Genomic DNA, 26,021 nt, shown 5'->3' with positions numbered 1-26,021 from the left:
AAAAACAGCTTATTTACCGCGCCACAGATGAACCGCATCTGGGTTAATTTGCGACCTTACCTGTAGCCAATCCTCTAACAAGTAATCATCATTAACTGCTTCAGAATGCTGTTCATCTTTGAGAATTGCTAAGACGTGCACTCCTGACGGATAGTTGACATGGCGGATTTCTGGGTCATATCCTAAGTCTTGAATTTTTGCTAAAATGCGATCGACAGCACCGGCAACAGTCAGATCGACGGCAAGAATAATTTGACCGAGTTTAGCACCAGGTTTTACACATTCTAGAACAGCCATTACTCTTTCTCCTTGTAGTTGCGGTTTAAGATAATTGCATCATAATTTGCTATTATATAACCATGAAGTCTAATATTACTCGTGTTGTTCTATGCCTGCTTTAGACCTGTACCACAATACAGTCAAAAAATCTCTCATCAATGATGGGTGGATAATTACTCACGATCCTCTCCATCTGAAATGGGGAAAAAAAGATATGTATGTGGATCTGGGAGCAAAACAGGTACTCGCAGCAGAACGAGGAGAACAGAAAATTGCTGTGGAAGTCAAAAGCTTTGTCAGCGATTCAGAAATGCAGGACTTGAGAGAGGCGATCGGACAATTTACTATTTATCGCTCTGTGCTTCAGAGAACTTATCCAGAACATACGCTTTATCTGGCTGTTCGCGATATCACCTATGAATCTCTATTTGAAGAACCGATCGGTCAATTAATGATTGAAGATGAAAAGCTCAAGCTGATTGTATTCGACCCAAATCAAGAGGCGATCGTAAAATGGATACTTTAGCTAACTTTAGAACCACCATTAAAACAGTTCTCGAACCTTACACAAAAATTCCTTACTCTCATGGCGATATAATTTGTAAAGCCGTGTTTGATGAAAAATCTGATTGTTACCTGCTAGTTACTTTAGGCTGGGATAAAGCCAAACGAATTCACGGCTGTTTGGTTCATATAGATATTATTGATGATAAGATTTGGGTACAGCGAGATGAGACAGAATACGGCGTGACGAAAGAACTTGTAGCTGCTGGAATTTCCAAGGATTCCATTGTTTTAGGTTTTCATCCCGCTGATGTCAGACCTCATACAGGTTATGCAGTTGTGTAGTTAATGAATTATTTGGCTCATCTATTCTTATCAAAAGGCACGCCAGAATCCCTGATTGGCAACCTCTTAGGAGATTTTGTCAAAGGAACGGCTGTCAACCTTTATTCCGATGAAATTAGAAAAGGCATCGATTTGCACCGCAAAGTAGATAGCTACACCGACTCTCACCCAATAGTGCGATCGAGTAAAAGCCTTGTTTGCTCCCACAGGCGCAGGTTTGCTGGAGTTTTGATTGACGTGTTTTACGACCACTTCTTGGCTAAAAATTGGCTGGAATATTCAGAAATTCCGCTTCCAGATTTTTCTCGCCATGTCTATAAAATCCTGCAAGACAACCGCGATATATTGCCTGAATCTCTCCAGCGGGTGCTGCCAACAATAATTGCCCGCGACTTGCTTTCATCTTATCAGGACATCGCCGAAATCGGCATCACTCTTACAAGAATGTCGGCCCGAATCAAGCGGACAAATAATTTGGCAAGCGGCATAGAAGATTTGACAGCTAACTATCAGCGATTAGAATCCGATTTTCGAGATTTTTTCCCCGACTTGATAAAATACGCCACACTTGACAAATATTAATACAAACAACAAAAATTACAGTTGCTATTGATAGCGAACTCGTGTATGATTCAACCGATACCTGTATGAAATCTCAAGTGCAACAGGGTTCAAAATATGGCAACCAGAATTCCGAACCTACAAATAACTAAAGTAGTTGATGGCGACAGCATCAAAATTTCTCTCAACGGCAAAACCGAGTCTCTGCGCCTGATTTGCGTCGATACAGAAGAAAGTCATCCGGGAGGCTCCAAACCTGTAACTGCGGCGGGGAAAGCAGGTACGGAAATGGCTAAAAAATACTTCGCGACAGCAGATGGCGGACTTGCTCAAATTGACATAGAATTTGATACAGACGATGCGGTTGAAGTGGCTCTACAAAAACACCGCGACAACTACGGGCGTCTCCTCTGTTACGTACATAAAGACGGAGAAAATTACAATCTTAAACTGATTGAAGAAGGCTGGAGTCCCTACTTCGTCAAATACGGGCGCTCCAGATTGTATCACCGACAAATGACTGAGGCCGAATCGGCGGCAAAAGCTTACAATCTGATGATTTGGAATCCGATTATCAATGCCAAAATCCCCTCTCGCAACTATGCTAACTTACTGCCTTGGTGGTCGATGCGAGGCTCGATTGTTGAAGAGTTTCGGTTGTCGGAAGCAACAGCAGGAGCGCTTTCTTTGAGGTTGCACTACCCGAAAATATTAGCTGCTTCTGAGAAAGCTAAATCTCTTACTATTTTCTGCGATTTGCAGGCTGGGATTAATAAATGGATCGGCGGCAGCGCTCTAATTTATGCTGGTTCGGTGTATCATAAATTAGATTTGTGGATACCAGATGCTGAAACTGATGAGATGGCTCCATTGAAGCGGCTAATTGAGAAACGTTATGCGGGTCTGGGACGGGGATATGTGTATGTCAGTGGGAAGGTAGAACAGTACAAAGGGAAGCCTCAAATAGTTTTGAAGGATATCAAACAACTTTCAGACTTTCCCCCACCAAATTGAATCTTACATGAATTTAATTAAAAAAATTGCAGGACAAAGGGAACGATGAAGACTGTTCTGCGGGGAACGCGATTTAATTTTGCGCGATTCCCTACCGCAACGGGCTCCCACGGGCGTTCGGGATAGCTTGGCTTCACGCATTTTTTTAAATTTAAGTAGCATTATGGTTGACAATCCCAAATTATTGTGTGTTTTTTATTAGGCTAAATCAATTCATACTATAATACTATCATCGCAAATCTGTAGCTGCCAATAGCTGCGACATCCATTCAAACTCCAGAGATTTAAAAGCTATGTGCCAATTACTGGGAATGAACTGCAATGTTCCAACAGATATTTGCTTTTCTTTTGAGGGTTTTTCTGCAAGAGGTGGCAGAACAGACGTTCATCAAGACGGTTGGGGAATTGCTTTCTTTGAAGGTTTGGGATGTCGCCTTTTTATAGACTCTAAACCTGCGATTGCTTCTCCGGTTGCTGAAGTAGTGCGCCGCTATCCCATTCATTCAACTAACGTCATTGCTCACATCCGCAAAGCTACCCAAGGCGAAATTGCTCTGGAAAACTGCCACCCTTTTATTCGGGAACTTTGGGGACGTTATTGGGTGTTTGCTCACAACGGAAATCTGGAAAATTTTAATCCAGAACGTGCCGGAGTTTACAAACCTGTTGGCAAAACTGACAGCGAAAAAGCATTCTGTTTGATATTAGAAAAGCTACGCTCTACTTTTCCTCAAAGTAAGCCTGCTTTAGCGGAAATTTACCCGGTACTGGAGGAAATTACTAAAAGTTTGGCAGAACACGGAATTTTTAATTATTTACTTTCCGATGGAGAACACTTATTCACCCACTGTTCTACTAATCTGCATTATATTGTGCGACAAGCACCTTTTGCGAGCGCTCACTCGATCGACGAAGATGTAACAGTCGATTTCCGGGAATTGACCAACGAGGGCGATCGCGTGGCTGTTATTGCCACTTTTCCGCTGACAGATAACGAAGTTTGGACGCAAATTCAGCCGGGAGAATTGCTGGTATTTCAGGATGGTTTGCCCGTCAATTCTGGGCTGCGGGAGTTAAGTTAACGGGATTTAAACTGAGATGTTGCACCATTGTCAATAAGCTTTTTAGGAACAGGCTTTCCGGCCTGTTCCACAAGAAAATCTACTCTTTGTGGAACAGGCATCTTGCCTGTTCTTGAGAATGGTGCAAGATGTGAGTTTAAACAAATTTAAAGCCTAAACAGAACCTCGAACCTGTTAAATGACCAGCTTTCCAGCTTGATTGATGAAGCCAGATTTGTCATTGCGCTTGACAGCGGCTAAGCCTTCCGAAAAACTGCCTGCCGCCGAAAATAGCGGGGCGATCGCCCACTAGCCTGCTTGATGGATGTATCCCACCCTTTTGGAGGGCTAACTGCTGCTAAACCTTGATTAAATGAGCGAGCATTGCACAATTAGAGGATGATTCTTGTGGCGTGTCCCGCCTTCAGTGAAAATACACCTGACTGGCTACGATATCCCATCCCACAAAACAATCAAAATCATCCCCCAATTATCCAACGGCTTCTACTTTCCCCGAAGTGACAACAGAGGGATTAATTCGGTTGAACAGCCGCTAAAATTTGTCCTGCTGTCACCGTTTGCCCCTTTTCACAAAACAACTCGGCAACAGTGCCCGCAACATCAGCAGTAATAGCAATTTCCATTTTCATCGCTTCCAAAATTAACAGGCGATCGCCCTCAGCAACCGCATCTCCCACATTAACCAGCACCTGCCAAACATTGGCCGAAACGTGAGCGACAACAGCCTCACAGCCGATCGGCAAAACAACCTCCGCCGCTGTTTCAGAAGCCACATCCGCCGAGGATTCTGCTGCAGATTCAGCGTCAAATTCCCCGGAGGCGGCCCAGCGATCGCGCTCTGCATTAAAAGCGGCCTGCTGCTGCGCTTTAAACTCAGCCGCACTGTTAGCAATAGAATGCAAAAACTCATTGTATTCTCTCAAATTAAAAGTGATTTCCTCAACCTTTAATTTAAACTTCCCTTCGATAAATTCTTCCCGACAGCGGTGCAATTCCTCATGAGAAACCGGATAAAATCGTATTTGGTCAAAAAAGCGTAAAAGCCAAGGTTTACCAAACTGGAAATCCGCCGTTTGTTTGAACCGATTCCACATTTGCACCGTGCGGCCGACAAATTGATAACCTCCCGGCCCTTCCATCCCGTAAACGCACAAATACGCGCCGCCAATGCCAACTGCATTTTCAGGAGTCCAAGTGCGGGCAGGATTGTATTTAGTAGTAACCAAACGGTGGCGCGGATCGAGGGGAGTTGCGACGGGCGCGCCTAAATAAACGTCTCCCAAACCCATCACTAAATAGCTAGCATTAAATACAATTTCTCTGACTTGTTCGATGCTGTCAAGCCCGTTTATGCGGCGAATAAACTCAATATTACTGGGACACCAAGGTGCATCCGATCGCACAGACTGCATATATTTTTCAATTGCCAACAGCGTCGATTCATCTTCCCAAGATAAAGGCAGGTGCACAATTCGCGCCGACACTTCCAAATCCTCGATCGCCGGAAGTTCCGCCTCCGCCGCAATCAGCGCCTGCATTAGCTGCTGTTGCGAAATCTGGCGGCTCTCAAAGTGAATTTGGAGCGATCGCATTCCCGGCACTAATTCGATCACACCAGGCAACGGATTTGCTTTCAACTTTTCCATCAATGCGTGCGCCCGAAAACGCAAATTTAAATCTAGCACCAACGGGCCGTATTCAACTAGAATATATTTATCCCCAGCTTGACGGTAAGTAACAGCAACCTGTCCCGGAGATTCGGGAATTTTGTGCAAAATTGGAGAGGCGGGAACTGCGGGCAATTCCTCCGCATTTTCCCCAAAAACAGGCAAGCAAAAAGTAGCAATTTGCCTATTTTGTGCTAATTCTCGCTGCAAAGCTTCAGCAAAACTCAAACAGTGAAAGCGAATGCTGTCCCCCGGTTTTAGTTGCCCGATTTTCCACAATTCCGACTGCACAATAGTAGCAGGACACACAAAGCCTCCCAAACTCGGGCCGTCAAGACCGAGAATTACAGGCATATCGCCCGTAAAATCGATCGTGCCGATCGCGTAAGCATTATCGTGAATGTTAGACGGGTGCAAACCCGCTTCCCCACCGTCTTGACGCGCCCAGGTGGGCTTCGGGCCGATCAGCCGAATGCCCGTCCGCGTCGAGTTGTAATGCACCTGCCATTCTGTAGAGAAAAACATTTCGATGTCTGACTCAGTAAAGAAATCCGGCGCGCCGTGAGGCCCGTACAAAACGCCGATTTCCCAATTATTGCTGTAGGTGGGAATTAGTTCCGGGGGCAAAGATAATTCCGCTTCCAGAGTTGCAGTTTGAAGCAGTTTAAGCACATCTCCCGGACGCAGCGTGCGGCCCGCGTGTCCGCCAAATTTGCCCAGTACAAAAGTTGATTTGCTGCCCAAATAATCGGGGACATTAAAGCCGTGTTTGACCGCTAAATAAGTGCGGTAGCCGCCGCCTTCAATGGCTTTTAACTTGAGAATGCTGCCAGCTTTTACGGGAATTGCTTTCCAAAACGGCACCGATTCGCCGTTTAGCGTTCCCTTCATAGTTGCACCAGTCAAACTAATAACTGTATCGGCATTAAAGCGCAGAGTTGGGCCTGTCGCTGTGAATTCCAATCCTGCTGTCGATTCGGGGTTTCCTACTAAACGATTTGCCGATCGAAATGCCAGATGATCCATCGGCCCAGAAGGCGGCACGCCAACATCCCAATAGCCAATCCGCCCCGGATAATCTTGAATGCTGCTGTAGGTTCCCCCATCCAATACATCGATCGTTAAAGGTGCGTATTCAAAAGTGTTTAAAAAGCGCGTGTTCAGTTCGCCCCGGCTGAATCGGGAATCGTCCAAAATCTGGCGGAGGTAATCTAAATTAGTTTCTATTCCCGCTATTTCACTAGCATCTAAAGCAGCTTTTAGTTTTACGATCGCCTGGGTTCGATTATCGCCGCAAACGATTACTTTGGCTAGCAGCGGATCGTAAAAAGGAGTAACCTCCGTGCCGGTTTCTATCCAACTGTCGCAGCGGACGTTTTCGGGAAACGCAACTTGATTCAGCAACCCGGAACTCGGCTGAAAATTCTTGCCGGCATCTTCCGCATAAATTCGCACCTCAATTGAGTGTCCCTGCGGTTGATAGCGGTACTCTTCCAGGGGAAACAAATCTCCAGAAGCCTGTTTTACCATCCACTCAACGAGGTCGATGTTGTTGACAGCTTCAGTAACGCCGTGTTCAACTTGCAAGCGCGTGTTGACTTCCAAAAAATAAAACTGTTTCGCATCGACATCAAAGACAAATTCAACAGTACCGGCTGACTGATAATTTACCGCTTTTCCCAACCGCACGGCTGCACCGTATAACTGGTGGCGCTGTTCGTCGCTAATAGCAGGGGCGGGGGTTTCTTCTATTACTTTTTGATTGCGCCGCTGCACCGAACAATCTCGCTCGCCCAAGGCTATGACATTTCCTTTGCCATCTCCAAAGATTTGGACTTCAATGTGCCTAGCTGTTTGAATATATTTCTCTAAAAAAACGCCGCTTTGTTTAAAATTGCTTTGACTCAAACGCTGTACTTTTTCAAATGCTTCTGCCAAATCTCGATCGCCAAAACAAGCCTGCAAACCGATGCCGCCGCCGCCTGCGGTACTTTTGAGCATCACCGGATAGCCGATCGCCCCAGCCGCTTTTTCCGCATCCTCTAAACTTGCTAAAAGTTCGCTTCCGGGAGTTAGCGGCACTTGATTTGCAGCGGCTATTTCCCGCGCGGTGTGCTTCAATCCAAAGCAGCGCAACTGAGCCGGAGTCGGGCCGATAAATGCAATATTTTCGCTTGCACAAGCTTCGGCAAATTCAGCATTTTCGCTCAAAAAGCCGTAGCCCGGATGGATAGCTTGAGCTTTAGTTTGGCGCGCAACTTCGAGAATGCGATCGAACCGCAAATAACTCTCGGCTGCGGCGGCTGCACCGATACAAACGGCTTCGCTGGCGGCGAAAACGTGCTTGGCGCGGGCGTCGGCTTCAGAATATACTGCTACCGATGCAATTCCGAGGCGATCGAGCGTGCGGATAATTCGGCAGGCAATTTCACCGCGATTTGCAATCAAAACTTTGTTAAACATTTAGGTAATTGCTAATTGATAATTGCTAATTGATAATTGGATAATTGCTAATGGGCAATCGATTATTCAGTCCTCTTTAGAGGACTTTAGCTATTAGCCAGGGGTTTAAACCCCTGGCGGTTTCTGGCGGGTATGCAGCTACAACCTATACCGCATCCCAAACAATCAACTGAATCGGCGTAGGATTGTAAGCATTGCAAGGATTGTTCATTTGCGGGCAGTTAGAAATAGCAACCAGCGCGTTCATTTCTGCTCGCAAATCAACTGTACTTCCCGGATCGGAGATGCCGTCAACAATTTCAAGAGTGCCATCTTCGCTAACCGGAACATTCATAAAGAAGTTGATATTGCTGACTAAATCTCGCTTACCCAAACCGTATGGAAGAATTGCGGCGAGGAAATTTTCAACACAGGCGTGCTGGTATTTTTTATCTAGTCCAAACCGCACCGAATTGCTTTCGCAGCTACAGGCACCGCCGGAGGTATCGTGCCGCCCGCAGGAGTCAGCAATTATGGTCATCATGGCTCGCCCTTCGTTGGAAAGGAGTTGGCTGTTTGTAGTGACAAAGATGTTGCCTTGATTGACGATCGTATCGGGGGCGCTGTAGCGTTCGGAAGGGTCATCGGCATTGTAAACTAAAAAATCTACTGCTTGATTTCCGCCTAAATCTACAATGCGGAGAATCTGTCCTTTTTTGATGACACGAGACCAGGGATGTCTGGCGGGTAAAACTTCGTTATAAATTGCTGTTTCTGGAGTGAGGATTTGTTGAGTAGTTGCAGTCATGGTTCACTTTTTGTGAGGGAATTGCAGAATTTTTCACGCCGATTGGTGCGGACAAAATTGAGTTGTGGAATCGGGTTTATTGCAGGAACAAAGCATCAGTGTTGATGAAGCCGCGCACGGCTTCCGGGTTGGCGGTGCGGCACAAGTCGTCTGGTGCGGGTGCGGGGGTTTTCACAATCTGAATTTGGATGGGTTTAGGATCGTAAGTTGAACCAGGATGCAGGATGTGGGGGCAGTTAGAGATAATGGTCAATACGTTCATTTCGGATCGGAAATCGATAAAACTACCCGGTTTCTCGCAGCCTTCGCGAAACTCCATCGTGCCGTCTGGTTGGACGGCAATGCGAGTAAATAAGTTGAGGTTGGGCATGATATCTTTTTTGCCCAATCCCCACCGACTTAGGGCTTTGAGGAAGTTGTCGCGGGAGTTTTTCCAGTCTCCTTCGCCGTATTTTTTGGCATTGCTAATGGCGTTGCTGCATCCTCCTAGCAAATCGTGACAGCCGGAGGTGTCTTGGGTGATGGAAAATAGGATGCGTCCCATGTCTGTGTAGATCACCATGCCTTGTTTGAGAAAGGCGTTGAATTGAATTTTGGCGGTGTCTGCTGCGTTGAAACGTTCGATCGCATTGTCGGCGTTGTAGCACAGCATGGAAACGCCGCGAGAGCCTTCTAAATCGGTGATTCGCAGGGTGTTTCCCCGCTTGATGACCCCCGACCAGTATGCGCCGCCCGGTACGGTTTCTTCGATTAATACGAGGCTTGAATCGATTTGTGAGTTTGGGTCGATCGATAGTTGCACCATAAGTTCCTCTTGATGTATTTGGGGGGGTCAGCGAAACAAAACAATAGTATTTTGTAGTGGCAAAACTCACCCTCTCCCAAAGTAATATTTATCTCCACTGATATCTTGCACCATTCTCAAGAACGGGCAAGATGCCCGTTCCACAAAACTTAATTTTATTGTGGAACGGGCATCTTGCCCGTTCCTAAATAGGTAATTGACAATGGTGCAAGATGTTAAGTTTCCACTTAGTTAAGTTGGCCGTTGTACTGTTGGCGCAGGCGCAAAAAGTGCAACTAGAAACCTATTTCTATTTAAGCAGCCATTGCAACTGCTTCCTGTCCGTGTTTCCGCATCAAATCCATGAGTTCGTCGCGGTAATCGTGGAATTTGGCGTGGCGTTTAATGCTGGGAGTGCGATCGGGCAAATTAATCGACATTTCCTTTCTTACTGTACCGGGACGAGCGCCCAAAGCATAAATTCGATTGGAAAGAAAAACCGCTTCTTCGACATCGTGGGTAATCATAAAGATTGTAATCTGAGTGCGACGCCACAAATCGAGCATGAATTCGTGCATCGATTCTTTAGTGTGGATATCCAATGCGCCGAAAGGTTCATCCATTAATAACACTTTAGGTTCAGAAGCGAGGGCGCGGGCGATCGCCACCCGCTGTTTCATCCCGCCCGACAATTCCTTCGGCAGCGACGAAGCAAACTGCGTCAATCCTACCACACTCAAATAATAGCTCGCTTGTTCGCGCCGCTTTTTCTTGGAAACGCCTTGAAGTTTAAGGCCAAACTCAGCATTTTCCTGCACGTTCATCCAAGGATAAAGAGTGTAATGCTGAAATACCATACCTCGATCCGGCCCAGGCGAAACAACTTCCTTGCCATCAATTTTCACTTCCCCTGTTGTCGGCTTGTCCAATCCCGCAATCTGCCTCAAAAGAGTAGATTTGCCCGAACCGGATGCGCCGACGGCGCAGATAAATTCGCCTTGCTTGATGCTCATATTGATGTCCTTGAGGACAACTAATTTACCGTTTTTAGTTTCAAAGTTTTTGTGCAGGTTGTTGATTTGCAGAAACATGAGTTTATCCTCTGTAATGTAAGTAAAAAATTGATTTTTTCATTCCCAAAATCTGTAAATTTTAGGACTAACAACGATATCTAGCGTGGGTTTCAATTTTATTTTACACCACTGCCTTCTTCCTTCTTCCTTCTTCCTTGTTCCTTCAACATCTGCTTACTGTTTCTGGCTTGACCATTTACAAGAAACCCGCAGCAGATATTGAAAAAGCAAGTCAAAAGTCAGTCCGATCGCCCCAATGACAATCAGCCCCACAAAAATTTCATCGGTTCGGAGAAATCGACCTGCGACGCTGATCCGGCGGCCTAAGCCTTCGGTTGCCGCAATCAATTCCGAGACGATTACCAATTGCCAAGCCGCAGCTAAGTTGATGCGGCTAGCATCAAGAATTCCCGGCAAAACGTGGGGAAAAATAACTTGAGTTAGGATTTCCCAGCGATTACCGCCCAACATATAAGTAGATTCGATCAAGTCTTTTGGAACAAACTTGACTGTATCCATTACCATCAGCGAATTGAAGAAAAAGACGCCGATAAATATCAGCATTATTTTGGGTTCTTCGCCGATTCCCAAGTAGAGAATTAATAGGGGAATGAATGCTGGTGCGGGCATATATCGCATCAAGCCGAACATGGGTTCCAGCAAGGCACGAATACTGGCAAAACTGCCCATCAGCACGCCAATTGGTATGGAAAAAACCAAAGCGAACAGAAAGCCCACTCCCACCCGCCACAAACTAGCTACCGTGTCTTTCAAAAGTTCGCGAGTGTTCCACAGCCGACCAAATGCCTCTAAAACTTTGCCGGGGGAAGGCAAAAATTTGGGGTCTACGTTGGCGAAGGTTGTTACTAGCCACCACACCAGCAGCGGCAGTGCGATCGATGTTACCGTTAACCCAATATTGAGGGGTTGTGGTATCTCTTCCGCAATCCGCCAGAAAACGGTGGGATTTAGGCTTTTTTGCTTGAGGTGGGATTGGATCGATCGCGGATCGGGATTTGGTGGCATGATTTAATTGCGGGACGGTTTGTCGAGTAATTGGAGTAGATTTTGGGGATTATAAAAAGTATTTTTTTTACGGTTGTTTGTGTCTGCACCATCCTAAATTATGCCTTTTAGCTTTTACCTTCGGCATAAGCTTTTATAAAACGATCGTCAAATAATGTGCTGATATCTGGTTGGGTTTTTGCTAAATTTACATCGACGAGAAATTTAGTCATTTCGGCCGCCGCAAACTGCAATGATGTCATGTCATTTCCCGGTTGAAAGGCTTTCAAGTTTTCCTCGATCGTAAATATCTTAGTGCCATTTTCATATTCTTTGTATTCCTCGACGCTAACTCCGGCGCGGTTGGCTAGAATCTCGTAAGATTTCTCTTTATTTGCTTTCATGTATTCCAATGTTGCAAACCATGAATTGACCAGGGCTTGCACTCGATCGGGGTGTTCGCCGATAAACTTTCGCGTGAATACCAAATGGTCGGAAATCGCCCCCGGAAAATCTTTTGAACTAAAAAGTTCCTTGCTGTTCGAGCGTTTTAATGCCTGCGTGGTAAACGGCGCAAATACTGCCACCGCATCGACTTGTCCTCCTACGAAAGCCGCCGCAGCTTTGCCAGTTTCCAGCGGTATAAATTGAATGTCCTGCACTGATAAACCTGCTCTTCTCAGCCCTAACAGTAATAGAAAGTGATCGACTGTACCTTCTTCGGCTGCAACTTTTTTACCTTTTAAATCGGCAACGGAATTGATGCCTTCGGCGACAATCACTTTGTCATTTCCCGTCGAGTTGTCGTTGACTAAAACAATTACTTGGTCAGCACCGCCCGATATAGAGTTTACTGTATCGCCGAGGGTTTGGCTGTTAGCATCTATCTGTCCTGCTGTGAGGGTGCTGATCGATTCTAAGTAGCCGTCAAACCATTTTAAGTCTACAGCAACATTGTTAGCTTCAAATATCTTTTGCTCTTTGGCAATTTGCCAAGGAAACCAGCCGGGCCACGCGCTGAATCCGAGGCGAACTGCGTTAGCACTTACTGAAGAAGCTGCTTCGCTTTCTGTGGTGGTTTTGATATAAATTGCCGGGTTGACGCAGCCGACAGCGAAAAACAAGGTGATGAAAAATATGGCGCAGTAGGATAAGGGCGATCGCGTTATTTTTGGGGAGCAATATCGGATATTCATAGCACATTCTGGTTGCTGGTTAGAGGTGAATATGTCGATCGAGCTTTTGCACCTTCTTTGGCTTCCTTAGCTTCTGCAAACCCCCCTGATATACAAGGATAAAGCCCGAGAGCTAACGAACCGAGTCTTGATGACCGATCGCGTTTCTCCCGGGCTTTTATCCCGCCGTGTAACTGGCTAGTGTTCTCCTCAAATTAATAAAATATTGGGACAACCAGTCTGCTTCTCTCGGACCAGCACTTGAACTGTCTAAGCTGACTTAGAAACTGATTCAAATCGGAACCCTAGAAGCGGTTAAATTTTTCGTTTTTTGTCTTTATAAGTCCTGTTTGCAACCCAAGGAGTTATTCAAGACTGTTGGTAACAGCAATGCACTTAGCTTTTTTAAAGGTAAGCATACTGTAGCGTGCAATCTTACTAGATTGCTCTGTTTCAAACCCTAACAGCAAACTTGATGCGAAAATGTGTAAAATGTTACAAAAAACCGTTTTTCTCAGATTTGTCAAATTAAAGTTTTGGGAAGATTAAACCGGGCGCTTGGAAATCGCGAAGTTTAGTCGCACAAAAAGACGAAACCCGCAAGGCCAGGGTTGAAGATTTATTGAGAAATACTTCGATTGCCCGCTAACTGGATGCGAGTACGATCGACAATGCGGTAAACTAACCTTGTATTTGTAATAACGCTCGCCAAACGCAGCCTTTGGAGTCATTTGTTCAATCGAAAATCGAAAATCGAAAATCGAACGCTCGCCAAACGCAGCCTGTGAAGTCATTTGTTCAATCGAAAATCGAAAATCGAAAATCGAGTTATATCAAATCCGTTGACATCGGAATTATGCATCTCTCTCTTCTCTTTCTCTGTGTCCTCTGTGCCCTCTGTGGTTTAATCATTCCGATCTAACCGGAATTGATATTAGATGAAATTGATAGTGCATTATGGAAAAAGTTAACTACAGTCAGAGTCTCGACATTCATTCACTGCTCGATCGCTACCGCACCGGCTCGATCGCGCCTGCAGATGCGATCGCCAGCGTGTACGATCGGATCGAACGCTATGCAGATCCGGCAGTATGGATTTATTTAGCACCGCAGGCGGAAACCCTCGAACGCGCCAAAGCCTTGGAAAACCTAGACCCGCAACAATTGCCACTCTACGGAATACCTTTTGCGATCAAAGATAATCTCGATTGGGCGGGCGTTCCAACTACGGCGGGATGTCCTCCGTTTGCTAGCACTCCAGCGCGATCGTCCGCAGTCGTAGAGCGCCTGTGCGCGGCAGGTGCGATCGCCATCGGCAAAACAAACATGGATCAGTTTGCCACAGGATTAGTGGGAACGCGCACGCCTTATGGAGTTTGCCGCAATCCGTTCGATCGGCGCTACATTCCGGGCGGATCGAGTTCCGGTTCCGCAGCAGCAGTCTCGGCCGGATTGGTGAGTTTTGCTCTGGGTACCGATACCGCAGGATCGGGGCGGGTTCCCGCTGCTTTTACCAACATTGTCGGGCTGAAGCCAAGTTGCGGCTCGATCGGCACTCGCGGCTTACTGCCAGCAGTGCGATCGCTCGATTGCGTTTCTGTGTTCGCTCTCACCTGTGCGGATGCAGCCTCCGTGCTGCAAGTAGCCAGCGGTTTTGACGCTGAGGATGCGTTTTCTCGCCACCCTGAAACGAAGGTTTTGCCGGATTTATCCAGGTTACGGGTGGGAGTTCCCGGAGACGGCGAACTCGAATTTTTTGGGAATGCAGAAGCCGAACAGCGCTACCTGGAGGCGATCGCGCGCTTGCAATCTTTGGGCTGCACGATCGCACCTATTGACTTCAAACCCTTTGCAGATGCTGCCGAACTTCTCTACGGCGGGCCTTGGGTAGCAGAAAGGTTGGCCGCGATCGGCGATTTCCTCGACGCGCACCCAGAGGATATCGATCCGATCGTCTACCAAATTATCAGCGGTGGCAAACGCTACGATGCCGTCTCAGCCTACCGCGCGTCGTACCGATTGGCCGAACTCCGCCAGCAAGCAGAAATTCAGTGGGAGTCAATGGATGTTTTGGCTGTTCCCACGACAGGCACGATTTATACTGTGGCAGAAGTTGCAGCCGAGCCGATCGCGCTCAACACCAATCTCGGCCGCTACACGAACTTTGCGAATTTGCTCGATTTGTGCGCGATCGCAGTTCCCAGCGGCTTTCAAAGCAGCGGATTGCCCGCAGGATTGACACTGATGGCTCCTGCGTGGCACGATTTATCGCTCTGCAGCCTGGGATCTGCTTTCCACGATCGCTTGGGGGGAACTTTGGGCGCAACCGGTCTGCCGCTGCCAACCGTCCCGGAACCCGCCATCGCAGCCAAACCTCCCTCAGAAGAACGAGTCAAAATAGCCGTGGTTGGCGCTCATTTGAGCGGTGAGCCGCTGAATTATCAACTAATCGAACTCGGAGGCATTTTGGTTCGCGCCTGCCGTACCAGCCAGATTTACAAGCTGTACGCTTTGACGGGTACTGCTCTGGGCAAGCCGGGATTGGTGCGTCAGATAGAGGGCGGTAGCGCGATCGAGGTGGAAGTTTGGGAGTTGTCGATCGCGGCTTTCGGCGGATTTGTCGCTAAAATCCCCCCGCCCTTGGGAATTGGTACGCTGGTGTTGGAGGACGGCTCCACGGTGCAGGGCTTTTTGTGCGAACCTTATGCTGTGGCGGATGCGATCGATATTTCTCATCTCGGCGGTTGGCGAGCTTATAGCTTCCGCTTTTAAGTTAAGTTAGAATTGCAAATTTCTACCCATCTTCAGAATCATGCCACCAGCAGTGCCAATTCGACCAATTCCCGTCACAACCCCAACCCCCAGCGGCGGTACCAGTCCCGGAGGGGCACCTGGCGGTACCAGTCCCGGAGGGGCACCTGGCGGCACTCGCGGCACCAGCGGCCCCGACTCCCTCAGAGGTACTGCGGGCGCTAACTTGATATTTGGTTTGGGTGGCCCTGACAGCATTTTGGGCTTAGGCGCAGACGATTCCCTCTACGGCGGCGACGGCGATGACTCACTGCTGGGCGACGTTGGCAATGATTTGCTGTTCGGCGGTGCAGGGCGTGACAGCGTTTTGGGCGGCGCCGGCGACGATACTTTCTACGGCGGCAAAGGTGCTGACTCAATGCTGGGCGACGAGGGTAATGATTTGCTGTTTGGCAACCAAGACACCGATACTTTGTTGGGAGGCGCGGGCGATGACTCGCTTTTTGGGGGTGCCGGCGATGACTCGCTGTTTGGTGGCATCGGCAATGACTGTTTATCGGGCGATCGCGGCGCAGATACTTTAACTGGCGGCGCCGGGAATGATACTTTTGCGATCGGGCGTTTGGCAGACGGGGATCTGATTACAGATTTTACTGATGGTACGGATCAAATTCGCTTGGCTGCCGGCCTTACTTTTGCCGAACTCACCATTTCCGCTGGGGCCGGAACTTCGCCGAGTACAATTATTCAGCTTACAAACACCAAGGAAACTCTCGCTACTTTATTCGGAGTTGCCCGCGCTTCTATCAGTCAGGCAGACTTTATTCTTTAATGGGTAATGGGGAATGGGGAATGGGGAATTGATAATTCCGCTTGCGGGTAGTTTTTAGTTTTAAGTTTTTAATGCTGAACTTTTTAACTCAAAACCGCTTCCGCGCTGCGAGTAACGTTAGCTTTCGCAAGGCGAAGGTAAGCAATCTCAAAACTTTTCATCTCCATCTTCCCTCTTCCTTCTATCAGTTAAATAACATAAATTGCCCGTTGCATTCTTCCTTCTTCCCTCTTCCTTCTTCCTTCTTCCTGACATCCGTTACATCCGTTACATCCGTCGAGCGAATCCGTTGCCGAACTTCCCTCTTCCTTCTTCCCTCTTCCTTCTTCCTTCTTCCCTCTTCCTTCTTCCTTCTTCCCTCTTCCTTCTTCCTAATGACTACTGACGGTTTTCTCAATCTCAACAAACCTGCGGGCATGACATCTCACGACTGCGTGGGGCGAGTGCGCCGGCTATTGAAACTCAAGCGAGTCGGACACGGAGGAACCCTCGATCCTGCTGTGACGGGCGTTTTGCCGATCGCCCTGGGCAAAGCAACCAGACTGCTGCAATATCTCCAACACAATAAAGCTTACCGAGGCACAATTCGCTTTGGCTTAACTACTGCTACTGACGATTTAGAAGGAGAAATTCTCCATTCTCGACCGGTGCCGGAGTTGAGTTTGGAACAAGTGCAAGCTGCACTCCCAAAATTCCTAGGAAAAATCGAGCAATTTCCGCCGAGTTTTAGTGCGGTACAGGTGGGAGGAAAACGCCTTTATGAGTTAGCTAGAAAAGGCGAAACTGTCGAAGTTGCTGCTAGGAATGTCGAGGTTTTTCGGCTGGAAATCTTGGATTGGCGGCCGGGGGATTTTCCTGAATTGGATTTGTCGATCGCCTGCGGGGCGGGTACTTACATTCGGGCGATCGCACGGGATTTGGGCGCTATGTTGAATGCAGGCGGTACTTTGGCTTGTTTGACTCGCACCGAAAGTAGCGGTTTCTCGATCGAGGAAAGTCTCAGTTTTGAAGAATTGGAACTGCAATTGCAGGAGAATAAATTCTGCCCGATTTTGCCATCGGCGGTTTTGCGACATTTAGGTGCGATCGTCCTTTCCCCTGAATATACCAAACGCTGGTTTCAAGGACAGCGCCTCCCGATTCCCGAAACGCCGATCGGATCGGAGGAGGAAAGTAGCAACCCAATACCCCAACCTCCCTATCCCTTGCAGGTTTACGATCGAGACGGTAATTTTTTAGGTATCGGTCAAGTAGCGAACTCAGAGACAAGTACCATATTATCTCCTCAAATTGTGCTTTAAGTATCTAAAATAAAAATGAAAAAAGGTATAATTGGTACGGGAAAAGTTGGCGGAACTCTAACCGCTGGGAATGCTCTCGATTCACCTAGCTTACAGCGGTATGGGACGAGATTGGCCTATAAATCTAATCAATCGCTGAGGTAAAAATTGTGAAAATATTGCTGATCGGATTAATCCGAGGCTACAAAATGGGGATTTCTCCTTACCTGCCTAACGCCTGTAGGTTTCAACCAACTTGTTCGCAATACGCGATCGAAGCAATAGAAAGATTTGGGCCCGCCCGCGGCAGCTCGTTGGCAGTTAAGCGGATTTTGCGATGTCATCCTTTTCATCCAGGGGGTTACGATCCAGTACCTCCCACAGATAGCGAGGGCGATTAGTTATTAGTCAAAAATAGTATTTTAGTTATTAGTTAATAGTGCAAATAGGCGTTACATCCTCATGGCTAAAACTACCGAGGGGAATCACTCCCTAAGAGGGTTAAATTCGCACAATTAGTGGTGTTTCTTAACCCAAATTCAGTAATATTACTGTTATCTTTCAAAACTCAGCAGCTCTATAATGGTACAAACAGAGTACAGGGGATGCGAGTTGATATGTCTGCTACCGCAATCGGATACAAAATGTTGTCCCATACTCTGGCTGTACTCAGCCAGAAACAAGCAACGGGGAAACTGGTGTTAGAGCAAGGGGAACAACAGTGGCAACTTTACTTTTTTCAGGGTAGTTTGGTTTATGCCACAGGAGGAGCGCACAGAGCGAGGCGCTGGTATAGGGCGATCGGGCAACACTGTCGAAACTTTCAAGTGGATCTCAGAGACCTCGATGCTGGAGAACTGTGGGAATATCAACTGCTTCAGCGAGGGATAGCAGCCAGCGAAATGAGTCTGGAACAAGCTAGGGCGATCGTCCACACCAGCCTTTCGGAAGTGTTATTTGCTCTGATCGGTCAATCGGGTTTGCGCCGGGAGTGGCGTCCGTCCCAGAAATATTTTTCTACAATTACCTCTTCTTTGCTGCTGTCTTTAACAGAAGTAGAGAAAGTTCTGTGTTGTACAGAAGAAATTTGGCAGAAGTGGAAAGCAATGGGTTTGTGGCTGGTAGATCCAGAACAAGCACCACTTTTAAAAGCGTCGGCCCATTTACAGGAAAATCGATTTAGTTCTAATTCTTTGATCGCATTAGCTAACGTATTCAACGGCGAGAATACTCTTTGGGATATTGCATTTAAGAAAAAGCAGTGCGTGACAGTAGCAACTCGCGCTTTAGTTAATTACATCAAGCAGGGTTTAGTAAATTTCCGAACAGTCCCAGACTTGCCGTCGCCTATAGAACAGTGGCGCCTGGCCGCGGCGATCGCAGGGCCGGGTCGCCCTTTGATTGCTTGTATCGATGACAGTCCGACAGTATGCGAATTTTTAGAGCAAATTTTATTGCCGGCGGGGTATCGAGTCCTAAAAATTCAAGACCCGATGCAGGGAGTGGGCATCATCTCCAAACAGAAGCCTGCTTTAATTTTTATGGACGTGGTGATGCCGAAGACAAGTGGCTTTGCTTTGTGCAATTTTTTGCGAAAAACATCGGCTTTTCGGGAAACTCCGATCGTGTTTTTGACAGGTCAAGACAGTATAATTGACCGCACGCGAGCGAAATTGACAGGTGCTTCCGATTTTTTGAGCAAGCCGCCCAATCCCGAACAGGTTTTACAAATAGCTGACAAGTATTTGAAGGTAAAAGGCGATCGCCACCCTTCAGCAATTCGCCCCCAAGATTTACTCCATTCACGACAACTTACCCTGGCCAATTCTTGAACCCAAATTAATGAACACAATAACCCCTTGCTGGGTGCGTCAGTTCCTGACGCACCCTACGCTCATTGTAAAATAAAGACGCAATAGAATTTAAGATAATTAATTATGAGCAATGTTACGATCGATCGCACCCCGCAGGTAAGCGTAGTAATTCCGGCTTACAACTGTGCAGCTTACGTCGGCCAAGCCGTCGATAGCGTTCTGCACCAAACCTATACTAACTGGGAAATTATTGTCGTAGACGACGGTTCCAAAGATGACACTAGATTAGTTTTAGAGAAATATGGCGATCGAATTCGCTACATTTACCAACAAAATCAAGGAGTTTCGATTGCCAGAAATCACGGCATCCAGCTAGCGCGAGGAGAATTTATCGCCTTTCTCGATGCTGACGACTACTTTTTTCCCGACAAATTATCAGCACAAATGGCTGTATTTGCCGCGCGACCCAATCTCGGAATAGTTCACAGCGGCTGGCGTCTAGTTAATAGTATAGGTGAACCGCTAAAAGATGTCAAACCCTGGCAAAACGTACCTAAATTAGACTTAGAAATGTGGCTGCGGTGGAAACCAGTATTACCGAGCGCGATGGTATTTCGCCGTCAGTGGTTAGAGCGCGCCGGCGGATTTGATCCTCGATTTCCCCCGGCGGAAGATACAGATTTAGTGCTGCGTTTAGCCTTAATGGGATGCGAAGCAGAGTGGTTGCAGCAAGTAACTGTTTGCTACCGCCAGCACGAACAAAGCGCCATGTACAAAGGTTTACCGCAGGCTAAATCCCTCGCCGCAGTCATGGACAATTTTTTTGCCCGCCCCGAGTTGCCGGATAAAATACGTTTGTTGGAAAAGCAAATCAAGTACAGTACCTTAGTTTGGATTGCTTGGTATTTGTACCGCACCGGTCATTCTGTTGAGATGGTAGAGTTTTTGCAGCGTTCTTGGAATTATACGCCTTATTTGCCTGTGGAAACAGTAATTAATTGGGCGGAAGCTTTCGCCGAGTTTTCGCAGGATGCGGGAAATGAATTCGATGCAGATTTATTAGCTCAATCTCCTGAGTGGCAGCAGTTAATGCAGTGGATTATTCTCGGTACGCCAGCTTGATTGAAAGCTTTTCCATTGCACTGATATCGTTTACGGTTGCATAGGAATTATTTAACCGCAGAGAGCGCAGAGGACACAGAGGAAGAGAAGAGAGGCTTTTCGCATTTCTGGCTATGTAAAACCTGCATAAACTTTATTAGGCTTCAGTTTGAGTTTCTGCTTCAGTAAAAATTGGCGGCCACAGTTCAGCAATTGGCAATTCCCAACCAGGGAAAAGTTCGGGGACAGTCAAAATATCTTGATTTCCTAACACAATTGGTTCACCTTCCTGACGATAAACTGTTACAGTTTCTTCATCTGGATCGATCAAAATTCCTACTTGCGCTCCGAGTTCTAGGAAATTATGAATCTTTTTTTCTAGCGGTTTAATGCGATCGCTCTGTGATTTAATTTCTACTACCAAGTCGGGGACTAATTCTCCAAAATAACGGGGACTTTGCCTGAGACGTGCGGCTCGGACAAAAGAAACATCAGGTGCTGTAAGGTTAGCATCAGGTAAAATAAAGCCGCCTGCGGAGTCAAAAACTCGACCCAAACGGCGGGGATTCACCCAAACGAAGAGAAAGGCACTCAAGCGAATGCCAATTTCACTAGATACAATGTCTGACGGGCCCACAATGATAATCTTCCCGCTTTCTAGTTCAACTTGATAGTCTTGACCGGCTTCTTTGAAGGTTTTTTGGACTTTTTCTAAGTCTTTGAGTGTCATCATATTGATTATTCCTTAGCCGAAAAGGAGTTGCCACAGCTACAGCTTTGGGCGGCATTGGGATTGTGAAATCGGAAACCTCCGCCCATCAAGTCTTCTGAATAATCCAAGGTGAGCTCATTGAGATATTTTAAGTGCTGGGGGTCGATCGCAACTTCAATTCCCTCCGACTCGCATACAGCGTCTTCTGGGGCTGGCGCATCGTCAAATGCCATTGTATAAGACAAACCGGAGCAGCCACTCGATTCCACGCCCAGACGAAATAAAGCATTGGGGTTCGGATGCTTCGACTTGAGGCGCGTTACTTCTGTTGCTGCTGTTTTGCTCAGATGAATCATTATCAGTAATTGGTAATTGGTAATTGGTAATTTGGAAGTAATGTTGAGTTTTGAAAATGTAGAGTGCGCCTAGGCCTGTACTTTACCCGGAGAATGTAGGGTGCGCCGCAGCGCACCTTACCGCTATATCTTTAGCAACTTGAGTTACTTGGCCTTTTCATTACGAGCATAATCGTCTTGAAAGCGGATAATATCATCTTCTCCGAGATATTCGCCATTCTGCACCTCAATTAAAACCAGGGGGATAACTCCCGGATTTTCCAGGCGGTGAGAAGTGCACTGAGGAACGTAGGTAGACTGATTTGTAAACAGAACTTGTTCAGTTTCGCCACAAGTAACTTTTGCAGTACCAGAAACGACAATCCAGTGTTCGCTTCGGTGGTGGTGCATTTGCAGGCTGAGGCGGTGTCCAGACTTAACTTCGATCCGCTTAATTTTATATCCTGGGCCTTCTTCTAGAGTCGTAAATGAGCCCCAAGGCCGCAATTCTGTAGCGGCTACTCCGTTGGGTGCTGCAGGTGCGTGCAGGGTAGATACTTGAGAAATTTCTTGAATCTGAACCATGATTTTCACTCCTTGAGGATTCCTTGCTGAATCCTTTGGTAAACGACGTTGTTTTTTGAGATTAACTAATATATAGTTAAAACCGAAGCCCACCTGCGGGGACTGGTTAGCCGACTGTAGAGTTTTGCAAGAGTTGTGCTCAGCCAGATCGACTTGCCTTAACAACCATAGCAAAACCAACATAGCTGTTGTCACCCAGTATTGGCTCGATCGCCCCAATCTACATCAAATCTTCATAGAAAGGGGGCTGGTTCTTGAATATTGATTAAAGTTGACAGTACCAGCGGCTTTGACATCTAACTGCCGATCGCAATTATCGATTTTAGCTGATATCTCCCACCCTTGTCAGTAACAGGCTTTTCGGCCTGTTCCACAAGAAAATTTATATTTTGTGGAACAGGCCGAAAAGCCTGTTCCCAAACAAGTAATTGAGAATGGTGCAACATATGAGTTTTAGCCAATCAGGCCAAAAGGTCGATCGGTCTTTTGCCCTGGTTTTGAGTATTTTAGCTTAGGGAGGGGGCGGAGGTTGGGCGATACCCTACCGCAACGGGCCCGCAGGCGCGTTGGGGATAGCTTCCCTCGCGCAGACATTTCAATTGCCGACAACCCAAGAGAATCTATTAAGATATATAAGACTTGTGCAAATCTTGCCAGTTCAAGGGCGCAAGTCATGACTCTACTGGAGCTTCTCATGTTAGCCGAGCTAATCTCAGCCAGACGAATACTCAAGACCAAACTCCTCGACTTCTTAGGACTTCCCGAAAATTGCCAAGACCAAACAGATCATCTCGTCAACCGAATTGTATCCCTGCTGGAAGAAAATCCAGCCGAACAAGAAAGATTTTGGGAGACTTTCAAAAGTGAATTAGCCGTCGATCCCGTTGAATTAGAAACAATACTCAAGTGTTCGCCAGCAGAACGCCAGCAGTGGATTGAACAAGACAAACTCCCTATTTTAGAATACCGCTCTTTCCGCAAATCAGGAATCCATTTAGAATATCCCGTTCACGACAGAAGATTCATCTTAAGTCTAACGCCAACCGATATTAATAATTGGCGCAAAGAACCCAAAGGGCTGATTAAAAATAATCACCAAATACCCACCCCAATCAATACAGAAAAGCCTGAAGAAAACGAACAATCACGGGTAGCTTTTAGTTCAGCTTGGGAAAAAATCATTGCCGACTGGAAAGAACAAGGTTCGGCGGAAATTTCAGCAACCTTCCAGCTAGCTTACTGGACTGTTTGGGCGTCGCGCTGGGCCAAAGAAAATCAGCTCAACAGCTTTAAAGCAATTAAATATAAGGAAGTCTACGAAACTCACCAGCAGGAATGGTATCAGCGAAAAAATCAAGCAGTCAAGTTACTGATTGAAATGCCCTACGCCATGCTTTACTTCTACCGTCCGGCGGATTCTGACAAATTATATCTCGAACTGTGCGACGACCACCAGGAAATGATGAAAGATGGCTACTTTTGGGATAAGTGGGATTTTTTCTATCAGAACCGCAAACTTGTAAATAAGTGCCGCGAATGTGTGTACTGCGAAACCAAAGATTATTACTCCCTTTACTACCTAGAAATCAAGAGCGACAAGTTTCCCGATTTTAGTTTTTCTTTCCACACGCCGTACCCAATCGGCAGAAAATTTTTGCCGCATCCAGAAACGCTACCTTATGTAGACCACGTAGAACAGGACGGCATTTTTCGCTTTGGCCGCCCGCTGCTGGAACAAGAGAAAGCTATTCACACCGAAAAGGATGTATTGCTCAAGTTTGAGGCAGCTTTGGCAGAAGCGAAAAAGTTTGTTTAGTCATTAGTCAGCAGTCATTAGTCATTAGTCAGCAGTCATTAGTCATTAGTAATGGACGCGCCAATTAGTGACAAATAACTGCTGACTTCTTACTTTTAAAATCAAGAAGGTCTACTCATCGCTAATCCTTCATGACTACTGACTAATGACTACTGACTAATGACTAATGACTAATGACTAATGACTAATGACTAATGACTAATGACTAATGACTAATGACTAATGACTGCTGACTAATGACTTTTGAACTTGGATTACTTGAATGCAGCAGCCAGCATAAAGTTTGGGTTGTGGAGTTACTTCGGAATTGTACGATCGCCATCCCCCCTCTATCAACAAACTCCCCAAGTCAGTTTCAGTCTCCAACAACCACAAAAATACAGCCAACCCTGGCCTAAATACCGAATTTGTGGGTCGATGAATATCTACCAAAATGAATAGACCACCGGGCTTAAGCACGCGGTATACTTCCTGAAAGATTTGTCGCAATTGCGCCCGTTGCATTTCGTGCATCACAACGCTGCTGTGTACTCCTGTCAAACTGACAGTCGGCAAAATCTTCAAAATAATAATTGGCTGATGGTACATTTTTCGTGGGCAGTTGTGACCGAAACGAGGATGGCCGCCTACGCTCAAAGCAGCTAGACACGCGATCGCAATCCTAGAGACACTGAAACCGATAACTTAAATCTCTAAAAATTGTTGCTATAGTCAAAATTATGTATACCTTGCTATCGACTTAAGATATTATTAAGTTATATCATAAAGATAAGTAACAGAACTGAGACGATGGGAGAGCTGTAACCGCTATGGGTCGTGTGGGAGTATTGCTATTAAACTTGGGCGGGCCAGATCAAATCGAGGATGTCCGTCCTTTCCTGTTCAACTTGTTTGCTGACCCGGAAATCATTCGCATTCCGTTTCCGTGGATGCAAAAACCGCTCGCCTGGTTGATTTCGACCCTGCGCTTTCAAAAATCCCAGGAAAACTACCGCCAAATCGGTGGCGGCTCTCCTTTGCGGCGAATTACCGAGGAACAAGCCCTAGCCCTGCAAGAACGATTGCAGTCCAAGGGACAAGATGCTCGAGTATACGTGGGGATGCGCTACTGGCATCCTTTTACCGAAGAAGCGATAGCCAAAATTAAGCGCGATCGCATCGAACATTTGACAATATTGCCGCTGTATCCTCAATTTTCCATCAGCACCAGCGGTTCTAGCTTCCGGCAGTTAGAAGAAATGTGGGGCAAAGATCCTGCCCTCAAGGATATACAATATACCGCGATTCCTTCTTGGTATCAGCGGCCTGGTTACATTCAGGCAATGTCGGAATTGATAGCCCAACAACTAGACCACAATCCGAATCCCGATCGAGTTCACATCTTTTTCAGCGCCCACGGCGTCCCCCTCAGCTACGTAGAAGAGGCTGGAGACCCCTATCAGCGCGAGATTGAAGATTGCACTCGTCTGATTATGGAACATTTAGATCGATCGAACGAACACACTCTAGCTTATCAAAGTCGGGTTGGCCCGGTGGAATGGCTCAAGCCTTACACCGAAGACGCCATTACCGAATTGGCAGAAAATGGAGTCCAAGATTTGTTGGTAGTTCCGATTAGTTTTGTTTCCGAACACATCGAGACTCTACAAGAAATTGACATGGAGTATCGAGAATTAGCCGAAGAATCGGGGATTGAAAATTTCTACCGAGTGCCCGCCCTGAATACTCATCCGGTGTTTATTGAAGCCTTGGCTGATTTAGTCATCGAGTCGATCGAATCTCCCAGCGTTAAATTCTCTGATGTGATACGCCCTTCCAAAAAAGTGAAAATGTACCCTCAAGAGCAGTGGGAGTGGGGCTTGACCACGGGGGCGGAAGTCTGGAACGGTCGTGTGGCGATGATTGGTTTTGTGGCACTATTGCTAGAGTTAATTACGGGTCAGGGCCCGCTACACTCGATCGGATTGCTTTAAACTCAAATGTTGCACCATTCTCAATAAGCTTTTTATGAACAGGCAAGATGCCTGTTCCACAAAGAGTGAATTTTATTGTGGAA

The 26,021-nt window shown here is 46.7% G+C and carries 26 protein-coding genes and 1 riboswitch; of the genes, 13 read left to right on the top strand and 13 right to left on the bottom strand.

From position 1 onward, the window contains the following. Window positions 1–9: 9 nt before the first annotated feature. Complete coding sequence (locus QUB04_RS26060; RefSeq protein ID WP_333288880.1) at window positions 10–297, bottom strand: hypothetical protein; 288 nt, start codon at window positions 295–297, stop codon at window positions 10–12. A gap of 91 nt (window positions 298–388) precedes the next feature. On the opposite strand from QUB04_RS26060, the gene QUB04_RS26055 reads away from it, so the two are divergent. The 5 genes from QUB04_RS26055 to QUB04_RS26035 all read left to right on the top strand — a co-directional run bounded on the left by QUB04_RS26055 (window position 389) and on the right by QUB04_RS26035 (window position 3,785). Further along, entirely contained in the window at window positions 389–805 is a 417-nt protein-coding gene (locus QUB04_RS26055) for an element excision factor XisH family protein (protein ID WP_333202090.1), read from the top strand. Beyond that, the gene (locus QUB04_RS26050; protein ID WP_190740648.1) at window positions 793–1,128 is read left to right on the top strand and encodes a XisI protein; all 336 of its coding nucleotides are present in this window, start codon (window positions 793–795) and stop codon (window positions 1,126–1,128) included. The genes QUB04_RS26055 and QUB04_RS26050 overlap by 13 nt, the downstream gene beginning before the upstream one ends. A 3-nt stretch (window positions 1,129–1,131) precedes the next feature. Then, complete coding sequence (locus QUB04_RS26045; protein ID WP_333288878.1) at window positions 1,132–1,710, top strand: ACP phosphodiesterase; 579 nt, start codon at window positions 1,132–1,134, stop codon at window positions 1,708–1,710. Window positions 1,711–1,806: 96 nt separating this feature from the next. After that, a complete protein-coding gene (locus tag QUB04_RS26040) occupies window positions 1,807–2,703 on the top strand; it encodes a thermonuclease family protein (RefSeq protein WP_333288876.1) in 897 nt (298 codons plus the stop codon). Between the two features lie 293 nt (window positions 2,704–2,996). Further along, a complete protein-coding gene (locus QUB04_RS26035; RefSeq protein ID WP_333288874.1) occupies window positions 2,997–3,785 on the top strand; it encodes a class II glutamine amidotransferase in 789 nt (262 codons plus the stop codon). A gap of 174 nt (window positions 3,786–3,959) precedes the next feature. Here the strand turns inward: QUB04_RS26035 and QUB04_RS32635 are convergent, their stop codons facing one another. The 7 genes from QUB04_RS32635 to QUB04_RS26005 form a co-directional block, all read right to left on the bottom strand. Beyond that, window positions 3,960–4,067 carry a WG repeat-containing protein gene (locus QUB04_RS32635; RefSeq protein ID WP_445301095.1) on the bottom strand — a complete coding sequence of 36 codons (108 nt, stop codon included), beginning with the start codon at window positions 4,065–4,067 and terminating at the stop codon, window positions 3,960–3,962. 230 nt (window positions 4,068–4,297) lie between these two features. Then, the gene (gene uca, locus QUB04_RS26030) at window positions 4,298–7,915 is read right to left on the bottom strand and encodes an urea carboxylase (protein ID WP_333288872.1); all 3,618 of its coding nucleotides are present in this window, start codon (window positions 7,913–7,915) and stop codon (window positions 4,298–4,300) included. Between the two features lie 145 nt (window positions 7,916–8,060). Further along, window positions 8,061–8,702 (bottom strand): urea amidolyase associated protein UAAP2, encoded by a 642-nt coding sequence (locus QUB04_RS26025; protein ID WP_333288870.1) that lies wholly within the window; start codon window positions 8,700–8,702, stop codon window positions 8,061–8,063. Between the two features lie 76 nt (window positions 8,703–8,778). Then, complete coding sequence (locus QUB04_RS26020; protein WP_333288868.1) at window positions 8,779–9,507, bottom strand: urea amidolyase associated protein UAAP1; 729 nt, start codon at window positions 9,505–9,507, stop codon at window positions 8,779–8,781. Window positions 9,508–9,800: 293 nt separating this feature from the next. After that, window positions 9,801–10,577, bottom strand: coding sequence for an ABC transporter ATP-binding protein (locus tag QUB04_RS26015; protein ID WP_006630934.1), 777 nt, complete (start codon window positions 10,575–10,577; stop codon window positions 9,801–9,803). Between the two features lie 156 nt (window positions 10,578–10,733). Next, on the bottom strand, window positions 10,734–11,585 hold the full coding sequence (locus QUB04_RS26010) for an ABC transporter permease (RefSeq protein WP_333288866.1): 852 nt from the start codon (window positions 11,583–11,585) through the stop codon (window positions 10,734–10,736). Between the two features lie 107 nt (window positions 11,586–11,692). Continuing rightward, the gene (locus QUB04_RS26005) at window positions 11,693–12,760 is read right to left on the bottom strand and encodes an ABC transporter substrate-binding protein (RefSeq protein ID WP_333288864.1); all 1,068 of its coding nucleotides are present in this window, start codon (window positions 12,758–12,760) and stop codon (window positions 11,693–11,695) included. Between the two features lie 144 nt (window positions 12,761–12,904). After that, a riboswitch (guanidine-I (ykkC/yxkD leader) is annotated at window positions 12,905–13,059 on the bottom strand. A gap of 637 nt (window positions 13,060–13,696) precedes the next feature. Here QUB04_RS26005 and atzF point away from each other — a divergent pair. Both atzF and QUB04_RS25995 read left to right on the top strand, forming a co-directional pair. After that, a complete protein-coding gene (atzF, locus tag QUB04_RS26000; protein WP_333288862.1) occupies window positions 13,697–15,511 on the top strand; it encodes an allophanate hydrolase in 1,815 nt (604 codons plus the stop codon). 40 nt (window positions 15,512–15,551) lie between these two features. Continuing rightward, window positions 15,552–16,322 carry a calcium-binding protein gene (locus QUB04_RS25995; RefSeq protein WP_333288861.1) on the top strand — a complete coding sequence of 257 codons (771 nt, stop codon included), beginning with the start codon at window positions 15,552–15,554 and terminating at the stop codon, window positions 16,320–16,322. Between the two features lie 184 nt (window positions 16,323–16,506). Here QUB04_RS25995 and QUB04_RS25990 read toward each other — a convergent pair whose 3' ends face one another. Further along, complete coding sequence (locus tag QUB04_RS25990; RefSeq protein WP_333288928.1) at window positions 16,507–16,740, bottom strand: hypothetical protein; 234 nt, start codon at window positions 16,738–16,740, stop codon at window positions 16,507–16,509. On the opposite strand from QUB04_RS25990, the gene truB reads away from it, so the two are divergent. The 4 genes from truB (at window position 16,697) to QUB04_RS25970 (ending at window position 20,538) form a co-directional block, all read left to right on the top strand. Further along, window positions 16,697–17,623 carry a tRNA pseudouridine(55) synthase TruB gene (gene truB, locus QUB04_RS25985; RefSeq protein ID WP_333288860.1) on the top strand — a complete coding sequence of 309 codons (927 nt, stop codon included), beginning with the start codon at window positions 16,697–16,699 and terminating at the stop codon, window positions 17,621–17,623. The genes QUB04_RS25990 and truB overlap by 44 nt on opposite strands. A 149-nt stretch (window positions 17,624–17,772) precedes the next feature. Continuing rightward, on the top strand, window positions 17,773–18,003 hold the full coding sequence (gene yidD / locus QUB04_RS25980) for a membrane protein insertion efficiency factor YidD (protein ID WP_333146905.1): 231 nt from the start codon (window positions 17,773–17,775) through the stop codon (window positions 18,001–18,003). A 216-nt stretch (window positions 18,004–18,219) separates the two neighbouring features. Beyond that, a complete protein-coding gene (locus QUB04_RS25975) occupies window positions 18,220–19,434 on the top strand; it encodes a response regulator (RefSeq protein ID WP_333288858.1) in 1,215 nt (404 codons plus the stop codon). A 105-nt stretch (window positions 19,435–19,539) separates the two neighbouring features. Beyond that, entirely contained in the window at window positions 19,540–20,538 is a 999-nt protein-coding gene (locus QUB04_RS25970) for a glycosyltransferase (protein ID WP_333288856.1), read from the top strand. Window positions 20,539–20,674: 136 nt separating this feature from the next. Here QUB04_RS25970 and QUB04_RS25965 read toward each other — a convergent pair whose 3' ends face one another. The 3 genes from QUB04_RS25965 to QUB04_RS25955 all read right to left on the bottom strand — a co-directional run bounded on the left by QUB04_RS25965 (window position 20,675) and on the right by QUB04_RS25955 (window position 22,149). Continuing rightward, window positions 20,675–21,247 (bottom strand): Uma2 family endonuclease, encoded by a 573-nt coding sequence (locus QUB04_RS25965; RefSeq protein WP_333288921.1) that lies wholly within the window; start codon window positions 21,245–21,247, stop codon window positions 20,675–20,677. A gap of 8 nt (window positions 21,248–21,255) precedes the next feature. After that, window positions 21,256–21,585, bottom strand: a complete 330-nt coding sequence (locus tag QUB04_RS25960) for a HesB/IscA family protein (RefSeq protein WP_006630924.1) — start codon at window positions 21,583–21,585, stop codon at window positions 21,256–21,258. A 144-nt stretch (window positions 21,586–21,729) separates the two neighbouring features. Next, the gene (locus tag QUB04_RS25955; RefSeq protein WP_333106380.1) at window positions 21,730–22,149 is read right to left on the bottom strand and encodes a phosphomannose isomerase type II C-terminal cupin domain; all 420 of its coding nucleotides are present in this window, start codon (window positions 22,147–22,149) and stop codon (window positions 21,730–21,732) included. A 694-nt stretch (window positions 22,150–22,843) separates the two neighbouring features. On the opposite strand from QUB04_RS25955, the gene QUB04_RS25950 reads away from it, so the two are divergent. Further along, a complete protein-coding gene (locus QUB04_RS25950; protein WP_333288855.1) occupies window positions 22,844–23,965 on the top strand; it encodes a hypothetical protein in 1,122 nt (373 codons plus the stop codon). Between the two features lie 219 nt (window positions 23,966–24,184). On the opposite strand, the gene QUB04_RS25945 is transcribed toward QUB04_RS25950, so the two are convergent. Beyond that, complete coding sequence (locus tag QUB04_RS25945) at window positions 24,185–24,553, bottom strand: methyltransferase domain-containing protein (RefSeq protein WP_333288853.1); 369 nt, start codon at window positions 24,551–24,553, stop codon at window positions 24,185–24,187. A 221-nt stretch (window positions 24,554–24,774) separates the two neighbouring features. Between QUB04_RS25945 and hemH the strand changes: the two genes are divergently transcribed. Beyond that, on the top strand, window positions 24,775–25,938 hold the full coding sequence (hemH, locus tag QUB04_RS25940) for a ferrochelatase (RefSeq protein ID WP_333288850.1): 1,164 nt from the start codon (window positions 24,775–24,777) through the stop codon (window positions 25,936–25,938). The last annotated feature ends 83 nt before the right edge of the window (window positions 25,939–26,021 follow it).

The organism is Microcoleus sp. D2_18a_B4, assembly GCF_036702475.1.
In the GTDB taxonomy this organism is placed as follows: domain Bacteria; phylum Cyanobacteriota; class Cyanobacteriia; order Cyanobacteriales; family Microcoleaceae; genus Microcoleus.
The sequence above is the reverse complement of the archived record's forward strand: the minus strand, read 5'-3'. Positions and strand labels throughout refer to the sequence as shown.